Source organism: Amycolatopsis ruanii, assembly GCF_003385175.1.
In the GTDB taxonomy this organism is placed as follows: domain Bacteria; phylum Actinomycetota; class Actinomycetes; order Mycobacteriales; family Pseudonocardiaceae; genus Amycolatopsis_E; species Amycolatopsis_E thermalba.
The window spans coordinates 120343-144054 of the sequence record NZ_PQHY01000007.1; the positions used below are offsets into that span (position 1 = coordinate 120343).

At 74.2% G+C, this 23712-nt stretch carries 25 protein-coding genes; 18 read left to right on the forward strand and 7 right to left on the reverse strand.

Going from position 1 to position 23712, the window contains the following annotated elements:
* Positions 1–7: 7 nt before the first annotated feature.
* From D0D28_RS06015 to D0D28_RS06050, 8 genes are read left to right on the forward strand one after another with little or no spacing between them, the layout of a single operon-like run.
* Entirely contained in the window at positions 8–1156 is a 1149-nt protein-coding gene (locus D0D28_RS06015) for a Gfo/Idh/MocA family protein (RefSeq protein WP_198958305.1), read from the forward strand.
* Positions 1149–2300, forward strand: coding sequence for an inositol-3-phosphate synthase (locus D0D28_RS06020; RefSeq protein ID WP_205413190.1), 1152 nt, complete (start codon positions 1149–1151; stop codon positions 2298–2300). Before D0D28_RS06015 ends, D0D28_RS06020 begins: the two co-directional genes overlap by 8 nt.
* Positions 2297–3151, forward strand: a complete 855-nt coding sequence (locus D0D28_RS06025; protein WP_116110000.1) for an SCO3242 family prenyltransferase — start codon at positions 2297–2299, stop codon at positions 3149–3151. The genes D0D28_RS06020 and D0D28_RS06025 overlap by 4 nt, the downstream gene beginning before the upstream one ends.
* The gene (locus D0D28_RS06030; protein WP_116110001.1) at positions 3148–4560 is read left to right on the forward strand and encodes an EboA domain-containing protein; all 1413 of its coding nucleotides are present in this window, start codon (positions 3148–3150) and stop codon (positions 4558–4560) included. The genes D0D28_RS06025 and D0D28_RS06030 overlap by 4 nt, the downstream gene beginning before the upstream one ends.
* Positions 4560–5435 (forward strand): TatD family hydrolase, encoded by an 876-nt coding sequence (locus D0D28_RS06035; RefSeq protein WP_116110002.1) that lies wholly within the window; start codon positions 4560–4562, stop codon positions 5433–5435. The genes D0D28_RS06030 and D0D28_RS06035 overlap by 1 nt, the downstream gene beginning before the upstream one ends.
* On the forward strand, positions 5432–6517 hold the full coding sequence (gene eboE, locus D0D28_RS06040) for a metabolite traffic protein EboE (RefSeq protein ID WP_116110003.1): 1086 nt from the start codon (positions 5432–5434) through the stop codon (positions 6515–6517). The genes D0D28_RS06035 and eboE overlap by 4 nt, the downstream gene beginning before the upstream one ends.
* Positions 6514–7908 carry an alkaline phosphatase family protein gene (locus tag D0D28_RS06045; RefSeq protein WP_116110004.1) on the forward strand — a complete coding sequence of 465 codons (1395 nt, stop codon included), beginning with the start codon at positions 6514–6516 and terminating at the stop codon, positions 7906–7908. The genes eboE and D0D28_RS06045 overlap by 4 nt, the downstream gene beginning before the upstream one ends.
* Positions 7905–8909 carry a sugar phosphate isomerase/epimerase family protein gene (locus D0D28_RS06050; RefSeq protein ID WP_116110005.1) on the forward strand — a complete coding sequence of 335 codons (1005 nt, stop codon included), beginning with the start codon at positions 7905–7907 and terminating at the stop codon, positions 8907–8909. Before D0D28_RS06045 ends, D0D28_RS06050 begins: the two co-directional genes overlap by 4 nt.
* Before the next feature lie 134 nt (positions 8910–9043).
* On the opposite strand, the gene D0D28_RS06055 is transcribed toward D0D28_RS06050, so the two are convergent.
* Entirely contained in the window at positions 9044–10048 is a 1005-nt protein-coding gene (locus D0D28_RS06055; protein WP_116110006.1) for a 1-aminocyclopropane-1-carboxylate deaminase, read from the reverse strand.
* Positions 10049–10201: 153 nt separating this feature from the next.
* Positions 10202–10843 carry a GntR family transcriptional regulator gene (locus D0D28_RS06060; RefSeq protein WP_116110007.1) on the reverse strand — a complete coding sequence of 214 codons (642 nt, stop codon included), beginning with the start codon at positions 10841–10843 and terminating at the stop codon, positions 10202–10204.
* A gap of 67 nt (positions 10844–10910) precedes the next feature.
* Between D0D28_RS06060 and D0D28_RS06065 the strand changes: the two genes are divergently transcribed.
* The 7 genes from D0D28_RS06065 (at position 10911) to D0D28_RS06095 (ending at position 17865) form a co-directional block, all read left to right on the forward strand.
* Positions 10911–12080 (forward strand): AI-2E family transporter, encoded by a 1170-nt coding sequence (locus tag D0D28_RS06065; RefSeq protein ID WP_094007009.1) that lies wholly within the window; start codon positions 10911–10913, stop codon positions 12078–12080.
* A 51-nt stretch (positions 12081–12131) separates the two neighbouring features.
* Positions 12132–12701: a biotin transporter BioY gene (locus tag D0D28_RS06070; protein ID WP_094007010.1), complete on the forward strand. Its 570-nt coding sequence runs from the start codon at positions 12132–12134 to the stop codon at positions 12699–12701.
* Between the two features lie 2 nt (positions 12702–12703).
* Entirely contained in the window at positions 12704–13933 is a 1230-nt protein-coding gene (locus D0D28_RS06075) for a class I adenylate-forming enzyme family protein (protein WP_116110028.1), read from the forward strand.
* An 88-nt stretch (positions 13934–14021) separates the two neighbouring features.
* On the forward strand, positions 14022–15128 hold the full coding sequence (locus D0D28_RS06080) for a thiolase family protein (protein ID WP_094007012.1): 1107 nt from the start codon (positions 14022–14024) through the stop codon (positions 15126–15128).
* A complete protein-coding gene (locus D0D28_RS06085) occupies positions 15125–15799 on the forward strand; it encodes an energy-coupling factor ABC transporter ATP-binding protein (protein ID WP_094007014.1) in 675 nt (224 codons plus the stop codon). Before D0D28_RS06080 ends, D0D28_RS06085 begins: the two co-directional genes overlap by 4 nt.
* Before the next feature lie 649 nt (positions 15800–16448).
* Entirely contained in the window at positions 16449–17048 is a 600-nt protein-coding gene (locus tag D0D28_RS06090; RefSeq protein ID WP_116110008.1) for an energy-coupling factor transporter transmembrane component T family protein, read from the forward strand.
* A gap of 40 nt (positions 17049–17088) precedes the next feature.
* A complete protein-coding gene (locus tag D0D28_RS06095) occupies positions 17089–17865 on the forward strand; it encodes an adenylate/guanylate cyclase domain-containing protein (protein WP_094007156.1) in 777 nt (258 codons plus the stop codon).
* Positions 17866–18210: 345 nt separating this feature from the next.
* Here D0D28_RS06095 and D0D28_RS06100 read toward each other — a convergent pair whose 3' ends face one another.
* On the reverse strand, positions 18211–18441 hold the full coding sequence (locus tag D0D28_RS06100; protein ID WP_116110009.1) for a hypothetical protein: 231 nt from the start codon (positions 18439–18441) through the stop codon (positions 18211–18213).
* A gap of 354 nt (positions 18442–18795) precedes the next feature.
* Between D0D28_RS06100 and D0D28_RS06105 the strand changes: the two genes are divergently transcribed.
* Entirely contained in the window at positions 18796–19875 is a 1080-nt protein-coding gene (locus D0D28_RS06105) for a polyprenyl synthetase family protein (protein WP_116110010.1), read from the forward strand.
* A gap of 36 nt (positions 19876–19911) precedes the next feature.
* Here the strand turns inward: D0D28_RS06105 and D0D28_RS06110 are convergent, their stop codons facing one another.
* Positions 19912–20433 (reverse strand): YceI family protein, encoded by a 522-nt coding sequence (locus D0D28_RS06110; protein WP_116110011.1) that lies wholly within the window; start codon positions 20431–20433, stop codon positions 19912–19914.
* Between the two features lie 108 nt (positions 20434–20541).
* On the opposite strand from D0D28_RS06110, the gene D0D28_RS06115 reads away from it, so the two are divergent.
* The gene (locus D0D28_RS06115; protein ID WP_116110012.1) at positions 20542–21666 is read left to right on the forward strand and encodes a sensor histidine kinase; all 1125 of its coding nucleotides are present in this window, start codon (positions 20542–20544) and stop codon (positions 21664–21666) included.
* Positions 21654–22307, forward strand: a complete 654-nt coding sequence (locus D0D28_RS06120; RefSeq protein ID WP_094007024.1) for a response regulator transcription factor — start codon at positions 21654–21656, stop codon at positions 22305–22307. The genes D0D28_RS06115 and D0D28_RS06120 overlap by 13 nt, the downstream gene beginning before the upstream one ends.
* Before the next feature lie 4 nt (positions 22308–22311).
* Here D0D28_RS06120 and D0D28_RS37565 read toward each other — a convergent pair whose 3' ends face one another.
* The 3 genes from D0D28_RS37565 to D0D28_RS37575 are packed head-to-tail and all read right to left on the reverse strand — an operon-like array spanning position 22312 to position 23638.
* Positions 22312–22482 (reverse strand): hypothetical protein, encoded by a 171-nt coding sequence (locus tag D0D28_RS37565; protein ID WP_429727764.1) that lies wholly within the window; start codon positions 22480–22482, stop codon positions 22312–22314.
* Complete coding sequence (locus D0D28_RS37570; protein WP_116110013.1) at positions 22419–23324, reverse strand: hypothetical protein; 906 nt, start codon at positions 23322–23324, stop codon at positions 22419–22421. The genes D0D28_RS37565 and D0D28_RS37570 overlap by 64 nt, the downstream gene beginning before the upstream one ends.
* Entirely contained in the window at positions 23276–23638 is a 363-nt protein-coding gene (locus D0D28_RS37575) for a hypothetical protein (protein ID WP_429727765.1), read from the reverse strand. Before D0D28_RS37575 ends, D0D28_RS37570 begins: the two co-directional genes overlap by 49 nt.
* Between the last annotated feature and the right edge of the window lie 74 nt (positions 23639–23712).

Here is a 23712-nt window from a genome sequence, read left to right on the forward strand (position 1 = left end):
CGTGGGCATGATCGGGCACGCCTTCATGGGCGCCGTCCACGCCCACGCCTGGCGCTCGGTCCACCGGTTCTTCGACGTGCCCCTGGTGCCGCGGCTGGCCGTGCTCGGCGGCCGCGACCCGGAGCGCACGAAGGCCGCCGCCGCCAAGCAGGGCTGGCCGGACACCGAGACCGACTGGGCCACCCTGGTCGCCCGCGACGACGTCGGCATCGTCGACATCTGCACGCCCGGGGACTCGCACGCCGAGATCGCGCTGGCCGCGCTGGCCGCGGGCAAGCACGTGCTGTGCGAGAAACCCCTGGCGAACTCGGTCGCCGAGGCCGAGGAGATGGCCGCGGCCGCCGAGCGCGCGGCGGTCAACGGGCAGCGGGCGATGGTCGGGTTCAACTACCGGCGGGTGCCGGCGATCGCGCTGGCCCGCAGGATGGTCGCCGACGGCAGGCTGGGCACGATCCGCCAGGTGCGGGCCGCCTACCTGCAGGACTGGCTGGCCGACCCGGCCACGCCGATGACCTGGCGGCTGCGGCGGGACAAGGCCGGGTCCGGGGCGCTGGGCGACATCGCCGCGCACGCGGTGGACACCGCCCAGTTCGTCCTCGGCGACCGGATCACCGGGGTGTCGGCGATGACCGAGACGTTCGTGCGGGAGCGGCCGCTGTCCGGGGAGCCGGGCAGCGCGCTGGGCGAGGTCGACGTGGACGACTGCGCGGTGTTCCTGGCCCGGTTCACCGGCGGCGCGGTCGCCACGTTCGAGGCCACCCGGTTCGCGCTGGGCCGCAAGAACGCGCTGCGGCTGGAGATCAACGGGTCGCGTGGCAGCCTGGCCTTCGACTTCGAGTCGATGAACGAGCTGTCGTTCTACGACGGCGACGACGACCCGGCCGAGGCGGGGTTCCGGCGGATCCTGGTGACCGAGCCGGACCACCCCTACGTCGGGGCGTGGTGGCCGCCCGGACACCTGCTGGGCTACGAGCACACCTTCACCCACGAGATCGCCGACTTCCTCACCGCCATCGGCGAGCAGCGCGACCCCGAGCCGTCCTTCGCCGACGGCCTCCAGGTCCAGCGGGTGCTGCACGCGGTGGAGGAGAGCGCGGGCAACGGAACGTCCTGGGTCGGCGTATCAATGTCGACCGAAAGGGTGATCGATGCCTGAGAGAACTGGATTGTGGCTGGTCGGCGCGCGTGGCTCGGTGGCCACGACGGCGATCAGCGGGCTGCTCGCGATGCGGTCCGGCCTCGCCGGGCCGGACGGCTGCGTGACCGAGCGGCTCGACGTGGCGCCCGGGGTGCTCCCGGGCTGGGACGAGCTCGTCGTCGGCGGGCACGACCTGGTGGACACGCCACTGGAGAAGAAGGCGGAGCAGCTCACCGCCGGCGGGCCGCTCCCGGCCGGCCTGCTGCCGGCCATCCGCGACGGCCTGCGTGCCGTCGAGGCCGACCTGCGCCCGGTGCCCGCCGGGCGCACGCAGGCCGAGATCGCCGCGCGGCTGGCCGACGACCTGCGCGAGTTCCGCACCCGGCACGGCCTGTCGGCCGTCGTGGTGATCAACGTCTCGTCCACGGAACCCCCAACCGTGGACGCGCCGGAGCACCACGACCTCGACGCGCTGCTGCTGGTGCTGGACGAGCCGGGCCGGGAGGTGCTGCCCGGCAGCTCCCTGGCGGCGTACACGGCGGTGTCGGCGGGGTGCCCCTTCGTGGACTTCACGCCGTCGACGGGCATCCGGTTGCCCGCGCTGGTGGAATTCGCCCGGCGGCAGGGTCTGCCCTACGCCGGATCGGACGGCAAGACCGGTGAGACGCTGCTGCGCTCGGTGCTCGCGCCGATGTTCGCGGCCCGGGCGCTCAAGGTGCGCTCGTGGTCGGGCACGAACCTGCTCGGCGGCGGGGACGGCGCGACCCTGGCCGACCCGGTGAAGGCGGCCGGGAAGCTGGAGTCCAAGGCCCGCGGCCTGGCGGCGCTGCTCGGTGACGACGTGACCGCGCCGCTGCACATCGACCACGTGCCGGACCTGGGCGAGCAGAAGACGGCGTGGGACCACGTGTCGTTCGAGGGCTTCCTGGGCGCGCGGATGACCCTGCAGTTCACCTGGACCGGCTACGACTCGGCCCTGGCCGCGCCGCTGGTGCTGGACCTGGCGCGGCTGACCGCGGCCGCGTACCGGGCCGGCGAGTCCGGGCCGCTGGGCCAGCTGGCGTTCTTCTTCAAGGACCCGGTGGGCACCGGCGAGCACCGGTTCGCCGAGCAGGCGCGGATCCTGGCCGAGTGGGCGTCGTCGCTGGGGCGGCAGCAGTGAACCCCTACGTGCAGCTGGTCCGGGCCCCGGCCGCGCTGAGCGTCCTCGGCGACACCGTCGCGGGCGCCGCTGCGGCCGGTCGTCCGTTGCGGGGACGGCGGCTCGCGCTGCCGCTGGCCTCGGTGGCCTTCTACTGGTCGGGCATGGCGCTCAACGACTGGGCCGACCGGGACCTGGACGCGGTCGAGCGCCCGGAGCGGCCGATCCCGTCCGGCCGGGTCAGCCCGAACCGGGCGCTCGGGATCGCGGCCGGGCTGACCGGGGCGGGTCTCGGGTTGTCCGCGCTGGCGGGTGGCCGGGACGCCCTCAAGGTCGCCGCGCCGCTGGCGGCGGCGGTGTGGGCCTACGACACCGTGCTGAAGAAGACCCCGCTCGCGGCGGTGTCGATGGCGGTGTGCCGGTCGCTGGACGTGCTGCTCGGCGCGGGTGGCTCGGGTGCGGCGAAGGCGGTGGTCCCGGCTGCGGTGCTGGGCGGGCACACGCTCGGCGTGACGGCGTTGTCGGCCGGTGAGGTGCACGGCGGTTCCCCGGCGCGGGCGGCCGGGGCCGTCGCGCTGACCTCGGCGTCCGCGGCCGCCGCGGTGTCCGGCCGCGGCGGTGCGCCCGGTCACCGGGTGGCGGCGCTGGCCGCGGCCGCCGGATACGGCGTGAGCGTCGGGTCCAAGCAGTACGCGGCGGTGCGCAAGCCGTCCGCGGCGGTGGTGCGGACGGCCACGGCCGCCGGGATCCACGGCATGGTCCCGCTGCAGGCCGCGCTCGCGGCCCGGCGCGGCGGCGTGCTGGGCGCCGGCCTGGTCGCGCTGGCGCTGCCGCTGGCCAAGCGGCTCGGCCGGAAGGTGAGCCCGACATGAGCGGCTACCACCTCGGCTACGGCACCAACGGGTTCGCCAACCACCGGCTCGACGACGCGCTGGCGATCATCGCCGACCTCGGCTACACCTCGGTCGCGCTGACGCTGGACCACCAGCACCTCGACCCGTACGCCGGCGACCTGGCCACGCGGGTGGACCGGGTCGCGGCCCGGCTGGGCGCGCTGGGCCTGCGGTGCGTCGTGGAGACCGGCGCGCGGTTCCTGCTCGACCCGTGGCACAAGCACGAACCGACCCTGGTCAGCGAGAACGCGGACCGGCGCCTGGACTTCCTGGCCCGGGCGATCCGGGTCGCCGAGGGCCTGGGTGCCGACTGCGTGTCGTTCTGGTCCGGGGTGTCCACAGTGGACAGCGCGACGGCGTGGGAGCGGCTGCGGTCGCGGATGCCCGCGGTGCTGGCCGAGGCGGACCGGCGCGGTGTCCGCCTCGGCCTGGAACCGGAACCCGGGATGCTGGTGGAGACCCTGTCGGACGCGCTGCGGCTGCGCACCGAGCTGGGCGAACCCGAGCTGCTCGGGATCACCCTCGACGTCGGGCACTGCGTGGCCGTCGAGCCGACCGCCGCGGCCGCCTGCATCCGGCAGGCCAAGGGGCTGCTGGTCAACGTGCAGCTGGACGACATGCGGCCGGGCGTGCACGAGCACCTCGAGTTCGGCGACGGCGAGCTGGACCTGCCGGCCACGCTCGCCGCGCTGGACGAGATCGGCTACACCGGGGTCGCCGCCGTCGAGCTGCCCCGGCACAGCCACGCCGCGCCGCAGGTCGCCCGTGCCGCGCTGACCGCGTTGCGGGCGGCGCGGCTGGACCAGTCGTGGCTCGGCGAGGCGCAGCGCCGGATCGCGACCGATCCGGCCGCGGTGGCGACCCTGTTCCCGGCCGCCGGACGGCACGTCGGGCGCGGGCCGCTGCACCCGGACACCGATCCGGACGGCCTGGTCCACGGCACGGCCGACGACCTCGCGCGCACGCGGCTGCTGCAAACACTGGCGGCCGCCCTGCCCGCGGACGACTTCGCCGCGGAGCTGGCCGACCTCTACCGCTACGGCGACGGCGCCGAGCGGCGGGGCGTGCTGCGGGCGCTGGCCGCGGTCGGCGACAAGGCCGTCGCCGCCGGTCTCGACCTCGTCCGCGACGCCCTGCGCAGCAACGACACCGGCCTGATCGCCGCCGCGCTCGGTCCGTTCGCCGCCCGTCACCTGGACCAGCACGGCTGGCGCCACGGCGTGCTCAAATGCCTGTTCACCGGCATCCCGCTCGCCGCCGTCGCCGAGCTGGACCGGCGGGCCGACGACGAGCTGCGCCGCATGATCACCGACTACGCGGGGGAGCGGCGGGCAGCCGGCCGCCCGGTTCCCGCCGACGCCCTCCGCTTCCTGGAAGAGACACCCTGATGCGCCTGTTCGATCCGCACATCCACATGACCTCCCGCACCACCGACGACTACGAGGCCATGTACGCCGCCGGCGTGCGGGCCCTGGTCGAGCCCGCGTTCTGGCTCGGCCAGCCGCGCACCGGTGTGTCGTCGTTCACCGACTACTTCGACGGCCTGATCGGCTGGGAACGCTTCCGCGCCGCCCAGTTCGGCATCCGCCACCACTGCACGATCGCGCTCAACCCCAAGGAGGCCAACGACCCGCGCTGCACGCCGGTGCTCGACGTGCTGCCGCGTTACCTCGCCAAGGACGGCGTGGTCGCGGTCGGCGAGGTCGGCTACGACTCGATGACCCCGGCCGAGGACGCCGCCTTCGCCCGCCAGCTGGAACTGGCGAAGGAACACGACCTGCCGGTGCTGGTGCACACCCCGCACCGCGACAAGCTGGAAGGCACCAAGCGCACGCTCGCGGTGGTCGCCGAGTCCGGCATCGCCCCGGCGCGGGTCGTGGTCGACCACCTCAACGAGGTCACCGTGGGCCTGGTCAAGGAGTCCGGCGCCTGGATGGGCTTTTCCATCTACCCGGACACCAAGATGGACGAGCAGCGCATGGTCGCGATCCTGCGCGAGTACGGCACGGAGAAGATGCTGGTCAACTCCGCCGCCGACTGGGGCCGCTCGGACCCGCTCAAGGTGCACAAGACCGGGCTGGCGATGCTCGGCGGCGGGTTCGCCGAGTCCGATGTGGACAAAGTGCTGTGGGCCAACCCGGTCGCCTTCTACGGCCAGAGCGGCCGGCTGGTGCTCGACGAGCTGCCTGGCTTCAGCGCGGCCAAGGAGACCTTCGAGGGCAACTCGGTGCTGCGCGGCGGGCGGGACGAGGCGGTCGCGTGACGCCCCTGTCCTACTGCACCAACGTCCATCCGGCCGAGGACCTGCACGGGGTCCTCGGCCAGCTCGACTCCTACGCCCTGCCGGTGCGCGAGCGGCTCGGCGCGGACCGGCTCGGGCTCGGGCTGTGGCTGGCCGCCGACGTCGCGTCGGCGCTGGCCGCGGACGCGGGCGAGCGCAAGCGGTTGCGCGCCGAGCTGGACGCGCGCGGCCTGGAAGTGGTGACGCTCAACGCCTTCCCGTACGGCGGGTTTCACGACCCGGTCGTCAAGCAGAAGGTCTACCACCCACGGTGGACCGACCGGGCACGCGCGGAGTACACGCTGAACTGCGCGGCCGTGCTGTCCGCGCTGCTGCCCGACGACGCGGAGTACGGCAGCATCTCGACCCTGCCGCTGGGCTGGCGGGAACCGTGGACGCCGGAGGACGACACGGCGGCCCAGCGGTTGCTCGACGAGGTGACCGCCGGGCTGCGGGCTCAGGAGCGGACGATCCGGCTCGCCGTCGAGCCGGAACCCGGCTGCATCCTGGACACCGTGCACGACGCCGTGTCCTGGCTGGCCGGGCGCGTCGATCCGGCCCACGTCGGCCTGTGCCTGGACACCTGCCACCTCGCGGTGTCCTTCGCCGACCCGGCCGGGGCGGTCGCCGAGATCGGCGCGGCCGGGCTGGACGTGGTGAAGGTCCAGATGTCGGCCGCGCTGCACGTGCCGGACCCGCGGGACCCGGCGGCGCGCGAGGCCCTGGCGGCGTTCGACGAGCCGCGGTACCTGCACCAGACCCGGGAGTCGGCGGGCGGCGGCGTCCGCAAGGCCGACGACCTGGGCGAGGCGTTCGCGGACCTGCCGGGGGAGGGGCCGTGGCGCGTGCACTTCCACGTGCCGCTGCACGCGACCCCGGCGGCGCCGCTGTCCTCGACCACCGAGGTGCTGGCCCAGGCCCTCGCCGCGCTGCCGCCGAAACCGGCGCACCTGGAAGTGGAAACCTACACCTGGACGGTGCTGCCGGAGGCGCACCGCCAGGACCTCATCGGCGGGATCGCGGCGGAGCTGTCCTTCGCCGCGGGATTGGTGGCGACGAAGTGAAACCGCTCCTGGTGCTCGACGTCGTGGGGATGACCCCGCGGCTGCTCAGGCACATGCCGAACGTGGCGAAGCTGGGGCAGCAGGGCTGGCAGGCGCGGCTGGACACCGTGCTGCCCGCGGTGACCTGCAGCGTCCAGTCCACGTTCCTGACCGGGCGGATGCCCAGCGAGCACGGCGTCGTCGGCAACGGCTGGTACTTCCGCGAGCTGGGCGAGGTCTTCCTGTGGCGCCAGCACAACAAGCTGGTCGAGGGCGAGAAGCTGTGGGAGACCGCGCGGGCGGTGCACCCCGGGTACCGCGCGGCGAACGTGTGCTGGTGGTACGCGATGGGCGCGACCACGGACTTCACCGTGACCCCCCGGCCGATCTACTACGCCGACGGGAAGAAGGCGCCGGACTGCTACACGCGCCCGCCGGAGCTGCACGACCGGCTCACTTCGCGGCTGGGCGAGTTCCCGCTGTTCCAGTACTGGGGCCCGACCGCGTCGATCGCCTCCACCGACTGGATCGTCGGGGCGACCTCGGCGATCCTGCGGGAGGACCGGCCGGAGCTGACCCTGGCCTACCTGCCGCACCTGGACTACGACCTGCAGCGGTTCGGCCCGGACTCGCCGCAGGCCATCGCGGCGGCACGCGCGGTCGACGCGTCCGTGGCGCCGCTGCTGGACCAGGCCCGCGCCGACGGTGTCGGGGTGGTGGCGTTGTCGGAGTACGGCATCACCAACGCGCACCGGCCGGTGGACGTCAACCGGCTGCTGCGCCGCGAGGGCCTGCTCGAGGTCTACACGCAGGACGGCATGGAGTACCTGGACCCGTGGACGTCGCGGGCCTTCGCCGTCGCCGACCACCAGGTCGCCCACGTCTACGTGGCCGACGAAGCGGACCTGCCGCGGGTGCGCGGCCTGCTGGGGGAACTGTCCGGTGTGGACGAAGTGCTGGACCGGCAGGCCCAGTCCCGCTACGGCATCGACCACCCGCGTGCCGGTGAGTTCGTGGTGACCGCGGAGCCGGACGCGTGGTTCACCTACTACTACTGGCTCGACGACGACCGCGCGCCGGACTTCGCGCGTGGCGTGGAGATCCACCGCAAGCCCGGGTACGACCCGGCCGAGCTGTTCTTCGACCCGGCCGATCCGCTGGTCAAGGCCAAGGCCGGGCTGAACCTGGTGCGCAAGAAGGCCGGCCTGCGGTACGCGATGAAGACCACGCCGCTGGACCCGGCGCCGGTGCGCGGCTCGCACGGGCGACTGCCGGACTCGCCGGACGACGGGCCGGTGCTGCTGTGCGGGGACGCGGACGTGCCGGAGCGGGCACGGCTGGCCGCCACCGAGGTCCGCGACCTGCTGCTGAGCGTGCAAGGACTGAAGACGACGGAAGGGAGCCGGCGATGAGCCGTCCGGTCACGTTGTTCACCGGCCAGTGGGCCGATCTGCCCTTCGAGGAGGTGTGCCGGCTCGCCTCGCAGTGGGGCTACGACGGGCTGGAGATCGCCTGCAGCGGCGACCACTTCGAGGTCGACCGGGCGCTCGCCGAGGACGACTACGTCGCGGGACGGCACAAGATCCTGGAGTCCCATGGCCTGAAGGTGTGGGCGATCTCGAACCACCTGGTCGGGCAGGCGGTGTGCGACGACCCGATCGACGAGCGGCACCGCAACATCCTGCCGCCCCGCGTCTGGGGCGACGGCGAGCCGGAGGGCGTGCGTCAGCGGGCCGCCGCCGGGATGGCCGACACCGCCCGGGCCGCGGCGAAGCTCGGCGTGGACACCGTCGTCGGCTTCACCGGGTCGAAGATCTGGAAGTACGTGGCGATGTTCCCGCCGGTGTCGCAGGACGTGATCGACGACGGGTACGCCGACTTCGCCGAGCGCTGGAACCCGATCCTGGACGTGTTCGACGAGGTGGGGGTGCGGTTCGCGCACGAGGTGCACCCGTCGGAGATCGCCTACGACTACTGGACGACTCGCCGGGCCCTGGACGCGGTGGGCAACCGGGCGGCGTTCGGGCTGAACTGGGACCCGTCGCACTTCGTGTGGCAGGACCTCGATCCGGTCGGGTTCATCCTGGACTTCGCCGACCGGATCTACCACGTCGACTGCAAGGACACGAAGAAGCGGTTCGACGGCCGCAACGGGCGGCTCGGGTCGCACCTGGCGTGGGCCGATGCGCGGCGCGGGTGGGACTTCGTGTCCACCGGGCACGGTGACGTGCCGTGGGAGGAGTGCTTCCGGGCGCTCAACTCGATCGGCTACCGCGGGCCGATCTCGGTGGAGTGGGAGGACGCCGGCATGGACCGGTTGCGCGGCGCCGAGGAGGCGGTCGGGTTCGTCCGGAACCTGCTGTGGGACAAGCCCGCCGCCGCCTTCGACTCCGCGTTCAGCACCGAGCGCTGACCCCGCGAGTCCCACGTTCAGTCGCGCGAGTCCCACGTTCAGGGCCTCGAGTTCCGCCTTCAGGCGCCCGGGTCGCCCAATCGCCAGTTCAGTGACTGGGCGACCCGCGTTCCGGAGCGTGGGACTCGCGCCGGTCAGCTGAACAGCGCGCTGTAGCCGTTGAGCGCGGGCTGGCCGCCGAGGTGCGCGTACAGCACGGTCGAGCCGGCCGGGATCTCCTTGCGCGACACCAGGTCGATGAGCCCGGCCATCGACTTGCCCTCGTACACCGGGTCGGTGACCATGCCCTCGGTGCGGGCGGCGAGCTTCATCGCGTCGAGGGTCTGCTCGTCGGGGATGCCGTAGATGCCGGCGTGGTAGCGCTCGTCGAGTTCGACCTCCGGTTCGCGCTCGACGCCGAGCAGTCCGGCGGTGTTGCGGGCGATCCGGGCGATCTGGTCGCGGGTCTCGTCCGGTTTGGCGGAGCCGTCGATGCCGAGGACGCGGCGCGGCCGGTCCTCGTCCAGGGCGGCGAACCCGGCGATCATCCCGGCCTGGGTGGAGCCGGTGACCGAGCAGACGATGATCGTGTCGAAGTGCACGCCCAGCTCGCGTTCCTGCTCGGCGACCTCGGCGGCCGACCGGGCGAAGCCGAGCCCGCCCAGGCGGTGGTCGGACGCGCCGGCCGGGATCGCGTAGGGCTTGCCGCCGCGTTCGCGGATCTCCTCCAGGGCCTGCTCCCAGCTCTCCTTGACGCCGATGCCGAAGCCGGCCTTGACCAGCCGCACGTCGGCGCCGGCCAGGCGGCTGATCAGGATGTTGCCCACCTTGTCGTAGACGGCGTCCGGCCAGTCGACCCAGCTCTCCTGCACCAGGACGCACTTCAGCCCGGCCCGTGCCGCGACGGCCGGGACCTGCCGGGTGTGGTTGGACTGGACGCCGCCGATGGAGACCAGGGTGTCGCAGCCCTGGGCGATGGCGTCCGCGACGAGGTACTCCAGCTTGCGGGTCTTGTTCCCGCCGAACGCGATGCCGGAGTTGCAGTCCTCGCGCTTGGCCCAGATCTCGGCGCCGCCGAGGTGGGCGGTGAGCCGGTCCAGCCGGTGCACCGGCGAGGGCCCGAAGAGCAGGGGATAACGCTCGAAGTCGGCGAGGGACATGGGGGCTCCGTTCTCGTGGGGGCGTTCGCGCAGGGTTCGCGGGCGGGAAGGTGGGACTCGCGGGCGGGAAGGTGGGACTCGCGCGCGGGACGGTGGGACTCGCGCGCGGGAAGGTGGGACTCGCGCGCCGGAGTGTGGGACTCGCGGGCGGGGTCAGTCGGCGAGGTCTTCCAGTTCCCGCCAGATCTCGGTGGTCACCTCGGTGGCCGCGGCCGTGTCGCGGACGCGGCAGGTCGCGATGAGCCGCTCGTGCAGCTCCGCCGACTGGTGCCCGGCCCCCTCGGCGAAGCGGATCCGCTCCAGGCGGCGGATCAGTGGCGTGTAGCGGTCGATCGTCGCGGCGACCGCGCGGTTGCCGCAGGCACGCACCAGCACGTCGTGCAGGTCGTCGTCCGCGCGCAGGGCCCCGTCGACGTCTCCGGCGCGGGCCGCGGCGGCGAAGCGGTCGTTCGCGGCCGCCATCGCGTCGCAGTCGGCGTCGGTCAGCCGGGGGACCGCCGTGCGCGCGGCCAGTTCGTGCATCGCCCGCACCACGGCCGCCGCGTCGCGGACGTCCCGGGACAGCAGGGGGGTGACCCGGGTGTGGCTCTGCGGTTTGGTCTCGATCAGCCCCTCGTCGGCGAGCCGGGCCAGTGCGTCGCGCACCGGCGCCCGCGACCGGGCCAGGACCTCGCCCAGGTCGGCGTCGCGCACCACGCTGCCCGGGGCGAGATCGCCGCGCACGATCGCGTCCCGGATGACCTGGTGCGCGGTTTCCCGCAGCAACGTGCGCCGGACTCGTTCCACAACTGACATGTTAGATGTCAATCGCCAGGAAAACCAGCCCGGTTTCGCCACCCCCTCCGCCGGTTACTCGCCCAGCGTGGCGGCGTCAGCTGCGGATTCCGAGGGGCCGGACGACCTGGTCGGCCAGCCCCGTGACGCCATCACCGGCCCGGTCGCCGACGCCGAGGCCGTCGCCGAGCGCATCAGCAGCGAGGAGCGCCCGCTCGGCCCGCCCGGCAAGCCGATGAACAAGCGCTCGCCGTTCTTCGTGGGCATGGCCGCGGCCGCCGGGGCGGCGGTCACCGCCGGCGCGGTCTGGTTCCTGTTCATCGCCAGCGGCACGCTCGTGCTCATCGGCGTCGCGCTGTTCGCGGCGATCGGACTGGAACCCGTCGCGTCCTGGCTCGTCCGGCACGGCCTGCCGCGGCCGCTGGCGGTCACGGTGATCGTGGTCGGCGGGCTGGGCCTGGCCGCCGGGTTCTTCGCCGCGCTGATCCCGCCCCTGGTCGAGCAGGCCGTCCGGTTCATCGACCAGGTGCCGGAGTACCTGGCGCGGCTGGGCGACCGCAGCTCGTGGCTCGGCCAGGTCAGCGCGCGGTTCGACCTGCAGCAACGGCTCCAGAGCACGTTCAGCGACCCCAACCCGGCCCTGGTCAGCGGCCTGCTCGGCAGCGGGCGCGCGGTGCTGGGCACGCTCACCGACACGCTGATCGTGCTCGTCCTGACGATCTACTTCCTCGCCGACTTCCCGCGGCTGCGCGCCACGATCTACCGGTTCGTGCCGCACACCCGCCGCCCGCGCGCGATCCTCATCGGCGACCAGATCTTCGCCAAGGTCGGCTCGTACGTGCTGGGCAACGTCGTCATCTCGATCATCGCCGGGGTGCTGGGGTTCATCTGGTTCACGATCTTCGGCATCCCGTACCCGGTGCTGCTGGCGCTGCTGCTCGCGGTGCTCGACCTGATCCCGGTGATCGGCGCGATCATCGCCGGGGTCGTGGTGAGCCTGACCGCGCTGACCGTGTCCTGGCCGGTGTGCCTGGCCACGGTCGGGTTCTTCATCGTCTACCGGTTCGTCGAGGACTACCTGCTGACGCCGAAGATCATCGGCCGGTTCGTGGACGTGCCCGCGCTGGTCACGGTCGTCGCGGTGGTGCTCGGCGGGGTGCTGCTGGGCATCGTCGGCGCGCTCGTGGCCATCCCGGTGGCCGCCGCGGTGCTGCTGTTCGTGCGGGAAATCGTGTTCCACCGGCTCGACCACAGCTGAATGTGACCTGCGTCTTTCCCACCGCGGCGAGCCACGGGTTACCGTTCCCGCGTGCCACGCCCCACCCTTCCCGCCGGTGACCTCGCCCGCACCGTCGTCTTCGCCGCGTTCATCGCCGTGCTCGGGCTGTTCCCGGGCCTCTACGTCGGCGGCTCCGGTGTGCCCATTGTGCTGCAGAACGCCGGCCCGCTGCTGGCCGGATGCGTGCTCGGCGCGCGCCGCGGCACCGCGTCGGTCGTGCTGTTCCTCGCGCTGACCGCGATCGGCCTGCCCCTGCTGTCCGGCGGCCGCGGCGGGATCGCGCCCTTCATCGGCCCCAGCGGCGGGTTCCTGATCGGCTGGATCCCGTCGGCGCTGGTGGTGGGGCTGATCGTGGCGCGGCTGAAGCGGGCCAACCTGCCGGTGCTGCTGCTCGCCGCCGCGGCCGGTCTGGTCGTCGACTACGTCTTCGGCATCACCTACCTCGGCGTCTACACCGGCGACCTGGGTGCCGCCGCCGTGCAGTCGCTGGTGTTCCTGCCCGGCGACGCGGCCAAGGTCGTCGCGGTCGCCCTGATCGGCGCCGTCGTGCACCGCGCGCTGCCCGGCAAGCTGGTGGGATCGGCGTCCCGGAGCGAGTGACGGTGGTGCCGGACGAACGGGCGTACGGCGCGGCGCGGTGGCTGGCCGGCCGCGGGATCGGCGAAGGCTCGCGGGTCGCGCTCGACGTGCCGGACGTGCTGCCGTGGTTCCTCGGCGCGGACCTGCTGGGCGCCGCGTCCCTGGTGATCGAGCCGTCCTGGACGCCCACCGAGCGGGCCGCGGTGCTGGCCGACGCTCGCCCGGACCTCGTCGTCACCGCCCCGGCTCCCACCCCCGCCGAGCCGGTCGAGGCCGCCGGCGACGGGGAGACGTTCTTCTACCTGCCCACGACCTCGGGCAGCAGCGGCAGCCCGAAGGTCCTGGTGCGCACCCGGGACTCGTGGCTGCGCAGTTTCGCCGCGCTCGGCCCGCTGCCCGGGCCGGTGCTGATCCCCGGGCCGCTCAGCTCGTCGCTGTTCCTGTTCGGCGCGCTGCACGGCCGGTGGTGCGGCCGGCCGGTGATCACGTTGCCGCGCTGGGACGCCGAGGCCGCGGCCCGGACCGAGGCGGCGACCGTGCACCTGGTGCCGGCGATGCTGTCCACTCTGCTGTCGGTGCTGGAGCGGCGTGGTGGCTCGTCCGGGTTGCGGACGGTGGTGTGCGGCGGGGCGCATCTCGGCGACGAGGTCCGTGCCCGGTTCGCCCGTGTGCTGCCGGAGGCGGAGCTGATCGAGTACTACGGCTCGGCGGAACACTCGCTGATCGCGATCCGGCGTGGCGCCGGGGGACTGCGTCCCGTTCCCGGCGTGGAGCTGGACGTGCGCGACGGGGTGCTGTGGGTGCGGTCTCCGCTGGCCTACGCCGGGCAGCTGCGCGATGGCGACCTGCGCGCGGCCGGTGACTGGTCCACCGTGGGCGACCTCGCCGAGTTCGATGCGTCCGGTGCGCTGGTCGTGCGGGGCCGGGCCGGGGCCACGGTGTCCAGCGGCGGGCGGCTGGTGCCCGCCGAGGAGGTCGAGGCCGTGCTGCGGAGCGCGCCCGGCGTGGTGGACGTGCTGGTCAGCGGCACGCCGCACCCCCGCCTGGGCGAGCTGGTCACGGCGGTCGTCGAGGGTCCGGCGCGGCTGCGGGAGCTGCGGGCGGTCGCCCGGGACCGGCTCGCGCCCGCGAACCGGCCGCGGCGCTGGCTGCTGGTCAAGGAGCTGCCACGCACCGCGTCCGGCAAGCCGGCCCGGGCGGTGGTCGCCGCGCGGCTGGCTGAGGGGACTCTGCCCGCGGAGCCGTTGACGTGACCATGGCTGCCGTGATGGCCGTGCTCGATGAACCGGCCCGGGCGCTCGCCGCCGCGCGGCTCGGGACTCTGTCCGTGGAGCCGCTGCCGTGACCACGCCCGTCGTGATCGCCGCGCGGCGCACCGCGATCGGCAACGCGTTCGGTGCCCTGCGCGGGGTGCCGGTGGACGAGCTGGCCGCGCCCGTGCTGCGCGCGGCCCTCGACGACGCCGGTCTGTCCACAGTGGATGACGTGGTGCTGGGCAACGTGTTCGGGCCCGGGGGGAATCCGGCGCGGGTCGCGGCGTTGCGCGCGGGGCTCGGGGTGCCCGGGGTGACCGTGGACCGGCAGTGCGCGAGCGGGCTGGCCGCCATCACCCTGGCCGCGGCGATGATCCGGGCCGGGGACGGCGAGGTGTTCCTCGCGGGCGGGGTGGAAAGCGCCTCGACCGCGCCGTTCCGCGCCTGGCGGGTCGACGGCAGCAGCGAGCCGGGCGAGTTCTACACGCGCGCGCCGTTCGCGCCGGCCGAGATCGGCGACCCGGACATGGGCCCGGCCGCGGACCTGGTCGCCGCGGAGGCCGGGATCTCGCGGCAGCGGCAGGACGCGTTCGCCGCCCGCAGTCACGCGCGCGCGGTCGCGGCGCAGCGGGCGGGCCGGTTCGACGCGGAGATCGTGCCGGTGCGCGGGGTCGCGCGGGACGAGCGTCCGCGGGACGGCTTCACCGAGGCCCGGCTGGCGCGGTTCCGGCCGGCGTTCACCCCGGACGGCACCGCGACGGCGGCGAACTCGTGCGGAATCAACGACGGCGCGGCGGCGGTGCTCATCGTCAGCGAGCGGGTGCAGCGGCGGCTCGGCGTGCCGGGGCTGCGGCTGGTCGCGTCGGCGACGTCGGCGGTGGACCCGAACCGGCTCGGGCTGGGCGCGGTGCCGGCGATGCGGACCGTGCTGGACGGGACGCCCGATGTGGTCGAGTTCAACGAGGCGTTCGCCGGGCAGGCGCTGGCGTGTCTGGACGCGGCGGGCCTCGACGAGCAGATCGTGAGCCCGGACGGCGGGGCGATCGCGCTCGGTCACCCGTGGGGGGCCTCGGGTGCGGTGCTGGTGGTGCGGTTGTTCGGCACACTGGTGCGGCAGCGGGGCGGTGGGTGCGGCGTGGCCGCGCTGTCCGCCGGGGGCGGCGTGGGCGTCGCGACGAGGTGGGAGGCCGGATGATCGAGTTCGAGGGCGTCGGGCACCGCTACGGCGCGCGGGTGGTGCTGTCCGAAGTGGACTTGCGCATCCCGGAGCGGCGGGTGGCGTTCGTCGGCGCCAACGGGTCCGGCAAGTCGACCCTGGCGCGGATGATCAACGGGCTGGTGGCGCCGACGTCGGGCCGGGTGCTGGTCGACGGGCTGGACCCGGTGCGCGAGGGCCGGGCGGTGCGCAGGCGGGTCGGGTTCCTGTTCACCAACCCGGACAGCCAGATCGTGATGCCCACGGCCGGTGAGGACGTGGCGTTCTCGCTGCGCCGGAGCGGACTGTCCAAAGCGGAGCGTGCTGCCCGGGCGGCGGAGGTGCTGTCGCGCTACGGGCTGGGGGACTATGTCGATCATCCGGCGCACCAGCTGTCCGGCGGGCAGAAGCAGTTGCTGGCGCTGTGCGCGATGCTGGTGCTGGAGCCGGACATCCTGGTCTGCGACGAGCCGACGACGCTGCTGGACCTGCGCAACAAGCGCCGGTTCGCGGAGACGCTGGCCGGGCTGCCGCAACAGGTGGTCCTGGTGACGCACGACCTGGACCTGCTGGACGCCTTCGACCGAGTCGTGGTCCTGGACGCGGGCCGCATCGCGGCGGACGACACCCCGGAGGCGGCGCTGGCGCACTACCGGAAGTTGATCGCATGAGCCCGCACCACGCCCCGGCGGCCGGCCCGCCGCGCGGAGCTGATCTCGCCGGCGGGCGGTTGGTCCATGGGCGACCTGGTCGTGCCCCCATTCGGTACGGGCTCGGCTCCGGCCTCCTGTGCTGGGCGCCGGTGGCCGGCGTGCCCGGTGGGGCTGGTCTCGGCGCGGGCGGGTGGCTTGCCCGTGTGCTACCTGGTTCTACCTTCACTCGGCACGGGCTGGGCTCCAGCTTCCTGCGCCGGGCGTTGTGGGCTGGGGCTGGTCCCGGCGTTGGTGGGCGGTTGGCTCGTGTGCTAGCTGGTCGGGCCCCCGCGCGGTGCGCGCTGGGCGGGGGAGGGCCGTTGCCTGGCTGGATGAACGCCTGGTACGAGCGGGGCTCCGACCCCCGGCACCGGGTTCCGGCGGCCGGCCGGCCGCGCGGGGCTGATGTCAGCGCCGGCGGGCGGGTGGCCCCTGAGCGACCTGGTCGTGCCCCCATTCGGTACGAGCTGGGCTGCAAGGTCCTGCACGGGGCTTCGGCGGCCGGCCCGCCGCGCGGAGCTGATCTCGCCGGCGGGCGGTTGGCTCGTGTGCGACCTGGTCGTGCCCCCATTCGGTACGAGCCGGGCGCGCGGGGGCCGTTGCCTGGCCGGGATTCGGGGCTGGCCGGATGAACGCCTGGTACGAGCCGGGCACCAGCGTCCTGCACCGGGCTCCGGCGGGGGTGAAGTTCCTGGCGCTGCTGGCGCTCGCCGCGGTGATCTTCGTGTTGCGGTCGCCGTTGTGGCTCGGTGCGTTGTGCGCGGTGGCCGTCGCCGGGTATGGGGTCGCTCGGGTGTCCTGGCGGCGGTGCTGGGGGCTGCTGCGGTCGCTCGGGCTGCTCGTCGTGGTCGTGTTCGCGCTGCAGTGGTGGCTGCTCGGCCTGGAACCGGCCGTCGTGGTGTGCCTGCGGATCGTCGCCGCGCTCGCCGCCGCGAACCTGGTCACCCTCACCACCCGGGTGGACGACCTGGTCGCCGCGGTCGAGCGGGGGCTGGGGCCGCTGCGGCGGTTCGGGGTGCGGCCGGAGCGGCTCGGCCTGCTGGTCGGCCTGACGCTGCAGGCCGTGGCGACGCTGACCGGCATCGCGGGTGAGGTCCGGGAGGCGGCGAAGGCACGCGGCGCGGACCGGTCGGTGGTCGCGTTCACCGTGCCGTTCCTGGTGCGGACCCTCCGCCACGCCGACGAGCTGGGCGAGGCCCTGGCCGCCCGCGGCGAGGGTGATCGCTGACGCGTCGCGCCGGGTGATCGCCGCCCACTATCCTGGGCCGGTGACCGACGAGGCCCCCGGCGGCCGCCGCAGCAGGCTCGGCCAGGCGTTGCGCGAGGTCGACCGGCGCGAGAGCCTGCTCCGCACCGCGCGGTTCGTGCGGCGGCTCGCACCCGGCGACAGCGAGATGGGCGACCCGCTGTCCACCGCGGGCCGGCTGCCGTCGCACCGTCTGGCCCGCGCCCTGGCCGGCAGCCCGGAGCCGAGCGTGCTCCGCGAGCTGGGGCTGACCGCGGTGCAGGTGTGGCAGGCGTTCACCGGCTCCCGGCACGCCACCGAAACCGCCGGGATCACCATCCTCTTCACCGACCTGGTCGGCTTCTCGACGTGGGCCCTGGAAGCCGGCGACGACGCGGCGCTCCGCCTGCTGCGGGAGGTCGGGCGCGTGACCGAGCCCGAGATCACCCGCCGCGGCGGCCGGGTGGTGAAACGCCTCGGTGACGGCCTGATGGCCGTGTTCGCGGACCCGGGCGCCGGGGTCGACGCGGCCGTGGAGGCGTGCGCACGGGTCGCCGAGCTGGAGATCTCCGGGCACCGGCCGAGCCTGCGGGCCGGCCTGCACGCGGGGACGCCGCGCAAGCTCGGGCACGACTACCTGGGCGTGGACGTCAACGTGGCGGCGCGGGTGGCCGACGCCGCGGCCGGCGGGCAGGTCCTGATCTCCGCCCCCGTGCGCGACGCGCTCGACCCGGAGCGCTTCGAGGTGCGCCGCAAACGCTGGTTCCGCGCGAAGGGCACGCCACGGGACCTGGAGATCTTCTCGGTCGAGCCCGCCTGACGCCGGTCGGGGCCCCCGCGGCGCCGAGGATGGGGAACACGGCGCTGACCCGATGGGGACACGGCTGTCTGTCGCGGCCCGGCGGCCGACCCCCGGCAGCGCGCCGACGCCAAGGCCGAGTGGGTGCGTTCGTTCGCGTCGGCGAAGGCCGCGTCTTGCCGACCGGCCTGGGTTCACGCTGCGGTTGATCGGGCTGCACCGTGGCTGCGGCCGGCCGCAGGCCCGGTGGCCGCACTGGCCTCCCGACCGCACTGGCCCTCCCGAGGTTCACGGGTACTGCCCGTGCCCCACGTCTGCGGCCCCGCCGGCCGAAATCCCACCCCCGTGCCCCGCGCGCGCAGGTGCCTACCCGAGCGTCCCGCCCGGCCGGAGGGGCACGGCCACCCACCCGCCGGGCGCGATTCCCGGCGGCGCTCGGCGGCCGGCCAGGACGGTCCCGCCGGTGGCTCGCGGCCCGTGGCGGTGCATTCCTCCGGCGAGCGGGGCAACATCCGGGAACGGCTCGCGGATCTCGTGCGGCACCAGCACGTCGGCGCCACCCGGGGCGACGAGCGGAGCCACTTTCCCGGCCGTCATGGGGATCCTCCTGTTCCGCCCAAATCGGGCGCCGGTGCGGGTCGGCGAAAAAACGCTGCCACACAAGGGTTTTCGGGTTCCGGTGAACACCGGACGACTCCACGTTGCCCGAAGCGTCCGCCGGGTTCAAGCCCGCCCCGCAGCTTCATACGAACGGGTTTTTGCTTCCCTTGCGCCGCAACGGGTTCATCATGACGCGGAGGTGTTCACCGTCCGCGACGAAAGCCTCCGATTCCTCGCTCACAAGGTCTGCCGCGGCTCCCGGAAGTGTGGTGCGGCGTTTTCGCCGTTTCACCCGGCAGCCGGAGTGCTACACCTCCGACCGCGTCTTTCCCCTTCCCCCGAGGAGAATTCATGTCGACCCGCCTCGCCGATGTGTCCGCACCCCCGCGACCGCGTGCCCCGGCGGAACCGGACTTCGGCCGGGCGCGTGCGGTGGCCGAGAGCGCCCTCGGCGAGTTCCTCGACGCGCAGGCCCGCGATCCGGCCGACGACTGCCTGCCGCCGCTGGTCGACGTGCTGCGCGAGTTCGTCCGGGACGGCACCTGGTTGCGCCCGCTGTGCTGCCACTGCGGATGGCTCGCCGCGGGCGGTGACCCGGCAGGCGGGGCGGTCGCGCGGGTCGGCGCGGCGCTGGAACTGTTCCACTCCTTCGCGCTCATCCACGCCGACGTCCTGGACGGCTCGGACCTGCACCGGCGGCTCGCCGGGCGCTACCGCGGCCACGACGCCGAGGCGGCCGCCCGGTCCGCCGCGCACGCGGTGATCCTGCTCGGCGACCTGTGCCTGGTATGGGCCGACGAACTGCTGCTGACCGCCGGCCTGGGCGAGGACGACCTGCGGCGGGTCGCGCCGGTGCTGCACGCGATGCGCAGCGAGGTCCTGGCCGGCCAGTACCTCGACCTCGGCGGCGAGTGGACCGAGGACGTGCTCGACCGCAGCTGGCGCGCCCTGCGCCTGACGAGCGCCGGCTCCACCGTGGAACGGCCGTTGCAGATCGGGGCCGCGCTCGCCGGGGGCGGCCCCGATCTGCTGCGCTGGTGCACCGCCTACGGCCGTCCGCTGGGCGAGGCGTTCCAGCTGCGCGACGACCTGCTCGGCGTGTTCGGCGACCCCGGGACCACCGGCGAGTCCGTGCTCGACGACCTGCGCCGCGGCAAGCGGACCGTGCTGATGGCCCTGACCTGGCGGCGCGCGCGGCCCGGGCAGCGCGAGCTGATCCGTACGCTGCACGGCGATCCGGAGCTCGGCGAGGACGGTGCGGCGCGGCTGCGGGAGGTCATCACCGAGACCGGTGCCGAGCATGCGGTTGGGGAGCTGATCGAGGCCAGGGCGCGTGAGGCGTTGGCCGCGTTGGAGGCGGCGGAGTTGCCCGCGCCGGCCCGTCGTGCCTGTGCGGAGTTGGTGCGGCTGGCCACCCGTCGCACGCCGTGATCCGCACGGCGTGTCCACTTCGGACCACCGGCCCGGTCATCCGCGCTCGGCGATCAGCTCCAGCTCCAGGTCGAGGTACCGGCCGGTCATGCCCTTCATCGCGGTGACCCCGAAGGCGTAGCGGTCCACCCGGCTGCGGGCCCGCGCCCGCAGCCGGGGCCCCTCCGCGATCACCGAATCGACGACCACGTCCAGCGGGCCGCTGGTGCCGCGCACCGTCAGCGTGCCGCGCAGCACCCACCCGGCGCCGTCGCGCTCCGCCGCTGCCGACGTGAACGTGATGTCCGGGTGCCGCGAGGTGTCCAGGTACTGGCCGGATCGCACCGTGCGGTCGCGCCCGGAGTTGCCGGTGTCGATGCTCGCCGCGTCGATGGTCGCCACCACCTCCGAGCCACCCACCGGGTCGGCCACCCGCACCTGCCCCTCGCGCAGGCGGAACGACCCGCGCACCGGGCCCAGGCCGAAGAAGTGCCGCGTGCGGAACGACAGGCGCGAGGCGGCCGCGTCGATGCGGTAGGCGCCCGCCGCCGGGACTTCGATCGTGCTGGAAGCCGTCATGGTGGCCAGTCTGGCACGCACCACCGGCCGCGCGTCGGCCGGAGGTGGCCGGCGATGTCGACTTTGGTCGCTGGTCGCCGCGGCCGAAGTGGCCGTAGGCTCGCCGACGTGTACGGCGAGCTGCTCTGCGAACGGGGGCGGACGGTCCTGACCGTCGCCGCCGCGATCGGGTTCGCCGCCACCGCGGCGGGGGAGGCCCTCTCCGGGGTGCGCGGCGCCCTGCTGGTCGCGGATCTCGTCCTCGGCGCCCTGGGTTGCGCGCTGGTGCCGCTGCTGTTCCGCCGGCCGGTGCCGGCCGCGGTCGCGCAGATGGTGCTGACCGCGCTGGTGCCGACCGCGACACCCCCGGCGAGCATCGGCGTCGTGCAAATCGCGCGGCGCGGGCCGCTGGCCGTGGCGGTGGGGGTCGCCACGGCCGGGGTCGCCGGGCACCTCGTCCGCGGGCTGTGGCGGCCCACCCCCGGCCTGCCCTACCAGTGGTGGGTCGTGCTGGTGGTGCTTGGGCACGCCGCGCTCGTCGGCGGCGGCGCGCTCGCCGAGGCCCGCCGCCAGCTGATCCTGTCGCTCACCGAACGCGCCCGCCGCGCCGAGGCCGAGCAGGGCCGCCGCATCGCCGAGGCCCGCGCGGCCGAGCGCACCCGCATCGCCCGCGAGATGCACGACGTGCTCGCGCACCGCCTGTCGCTGCTGGCCACCTACGCCGGGGCGCTGGAGTACCGGCCGGACAGCTCGCCGGACCGCATCGCACAGGCCGCCGGAGTCATCCGCGCCACCGTGCACCAGGCGCTGAACGAGCTGCGGGACGTGATCGCGCTGCTGCGGGACACCGACGAGGACCCCGAGGGCCCGCTCCCGACGCTGAGCGGGCTGTCCGACCTGGTCGAGGAGTCCCGCGCGGTCGGCACCCCGGTCGAGGTGCGCGACGGGCTCGCCGACCCGGCCGCGGTGCCCGGCGCGACCGGCCGCACCGCCTACCGCGTCCTGCAGGAGGCGCTGACCAACGCCCGCAAGCACGCGCCCGGCAGCCCGGTGCGCATCGACCTCCGCGGCGCGCCCGGCGAGCGGCTGCGGATCGTGGTGTCCAACCCGGTGTCCGGTGGCGCGCCCGGGCCGGGCGGCGGGACGGGGCTGGTGGGCCTGACCGAGCGGGTGCGGCTGGCCGGCGGCCGGCTCGACCACCAGGCCGCGGCGGGGGAGTTCCGGTTGGCGGCGGAGCTGCCGTGGCCGGCGTGACGCGCGTGCTGATCGTGGACGACGACGCCCTGGTGCGCTCGGGCCTGACCATGATGCTCGACGGCGCGCCGGGCATCGCCGTGGTGGGCCAGGCCGGCGACGGGGACGAGGTGGCCGCCGCGCTCGACGCGCACCCCGCCGACGTCGTGCTGATGGACATCCGGATGCCGCGCCTGAACGGGATCCTCGCCACCCACCGGACCCGGGCGCGGCCGAACCCGCCCGAGGTGGTCGTGCTGACCACGTTCGACACCGACGAGAACGTGCTGCGGGCACTGCGCGCCGGGGCGAGCGGGTTCCTGCTCAAGGACGCGCCGCCCGCGGACATCGCCGACGCCGTCCGCCGGGTCGCGGCCGGTGATCCGATCCTGTCCCCGCGCATCACGCGCAGGCTGATGGACCGCGCCGCCGTGGAGGCCGGGTCCTACGAGCGGGCGCGCGCCGCGTTCGCCACCCTCAGCCCGCGCGAGCGGGAAGTGGCCCTCGGCGTGGGCCGTGGCTCGACGAACGCCGAGATCGCCGCGGAGCTCCACCTCAGCGTGGCGACGGTGAAGGCGCACATCACCCGGATACTGTCCAAACTGGACGCCGGCAACCGCACCCAGATCGCGCTCATGGCGCACGACGCCGGTTTCTGTTGAGCCGTCAGCGTTTCACCACGCGGAACGTCTTCAGCTGCGGGTCGGCGGGATCCGGCAGGTACATGCCCGCGTCGAGGCCGCTCAGCAGGTAGTCCACCACGGCGCGGGTGATCACCTCGCCCGGCGCCACCGCGGGTACGCCCGGCGGGTACGGGCTGATCGTCTCCGCGGCCACGCGGCCGATCGCCTCCTCCGGCGGAACGTCCTCGATGGGGCCGAAGAACGCGTCGCGCGGCAGGATCGCCTGCTCCAGCTCCAGTTCACCGGGCTCGGGCAGGTCCACCGCTTGGCGGGGCGGATCTCGTCGATCCGGTCCGCCAGGTCGCGGATCGCGGTGAGCAGCCTGCCGGTGGTCTCCTCGTCGTCGGCGATCGTGATCTGCGCGGCCATCCGGCGGTGGTCGGACAATCCCATGTCGATCCGGTGGTGCTCGCGCAGCCATTCGCTCGCGTCGTAGCCGGATCGGTCCAGCTCCTGCAGATCCAGCACGATCTTCAGCGGGTCGTGGTCGTCGGCCAGCCGCGGCCCGACCAGGTCGTCCCGTTCCAGCACGCGGATTCCGGGAACGGCGGCCAGTTCCGCCCGCACGGACGCGGCCAGGTCGAGCGCCCGGCCGAGCAACTCCTCGCCGTGCTGCACCATCTGCCGCCGCCAGCCGTCGAGCCCGGCGAAGATCAGCGCGCTCGGGCTCGTGGTGCCCAGCAGGTCCGCCCGGGATGCCAGCACCTGCGGATCGACCCGCTCGCCGCGCAGGTGGAACACCGAGCCCTGCTCCAGGCCGCAGCCCATCTTGTGCACGCTGGTGACGCAGATGTCCGCGCCCGCGTCCATCGCCCACCACGGCAGCGCCGGGTGGAACGGGAAGTGCGCGCCCCACGCCTCGTCCACGATGAGCGGCACGTCGTGGACGAGGCACACCCGCGCGGTCTCGCGGATCGCCGCGCACGCCCCGTAGTCGGTCGGCGTGATCAGCAACATCCCCTTGGCGTCCGGGTGTTTCGCGAACGCGTCCCGCACGTCCTCCGGTCCCGGCGGGTGCGCGAGGTGGAACCGCCCGTCCCACCGCGGTGCACCCACACCGGCTGCACGCCGCTGATGATCAGCCCGGCCACCACGGACTTGTGCGCGTTGCGGGACACCAGCAGCTTCTCGCCCGGCCCGGCGACGGCCAGCATCGCGCTCTTGACCGACAACGAGCTGCCGCACGTGGAGAAGTAGGCCTCCTCGGCGTCCACCGCGTCGGCCATCAGTTCCTCGGCCTTGGCCAGCACGCCCCGCGACATGCGGCGGTCGTCGAGGCCGTTCATCAGGATGATGTCGGAGGCGAACACGTCCCGGCCCACGACCTCGGCCAGCCGCGGTCGATGCCGCGTCCCTGTTTGTGGCCGGGCGGGATGAATCCCAG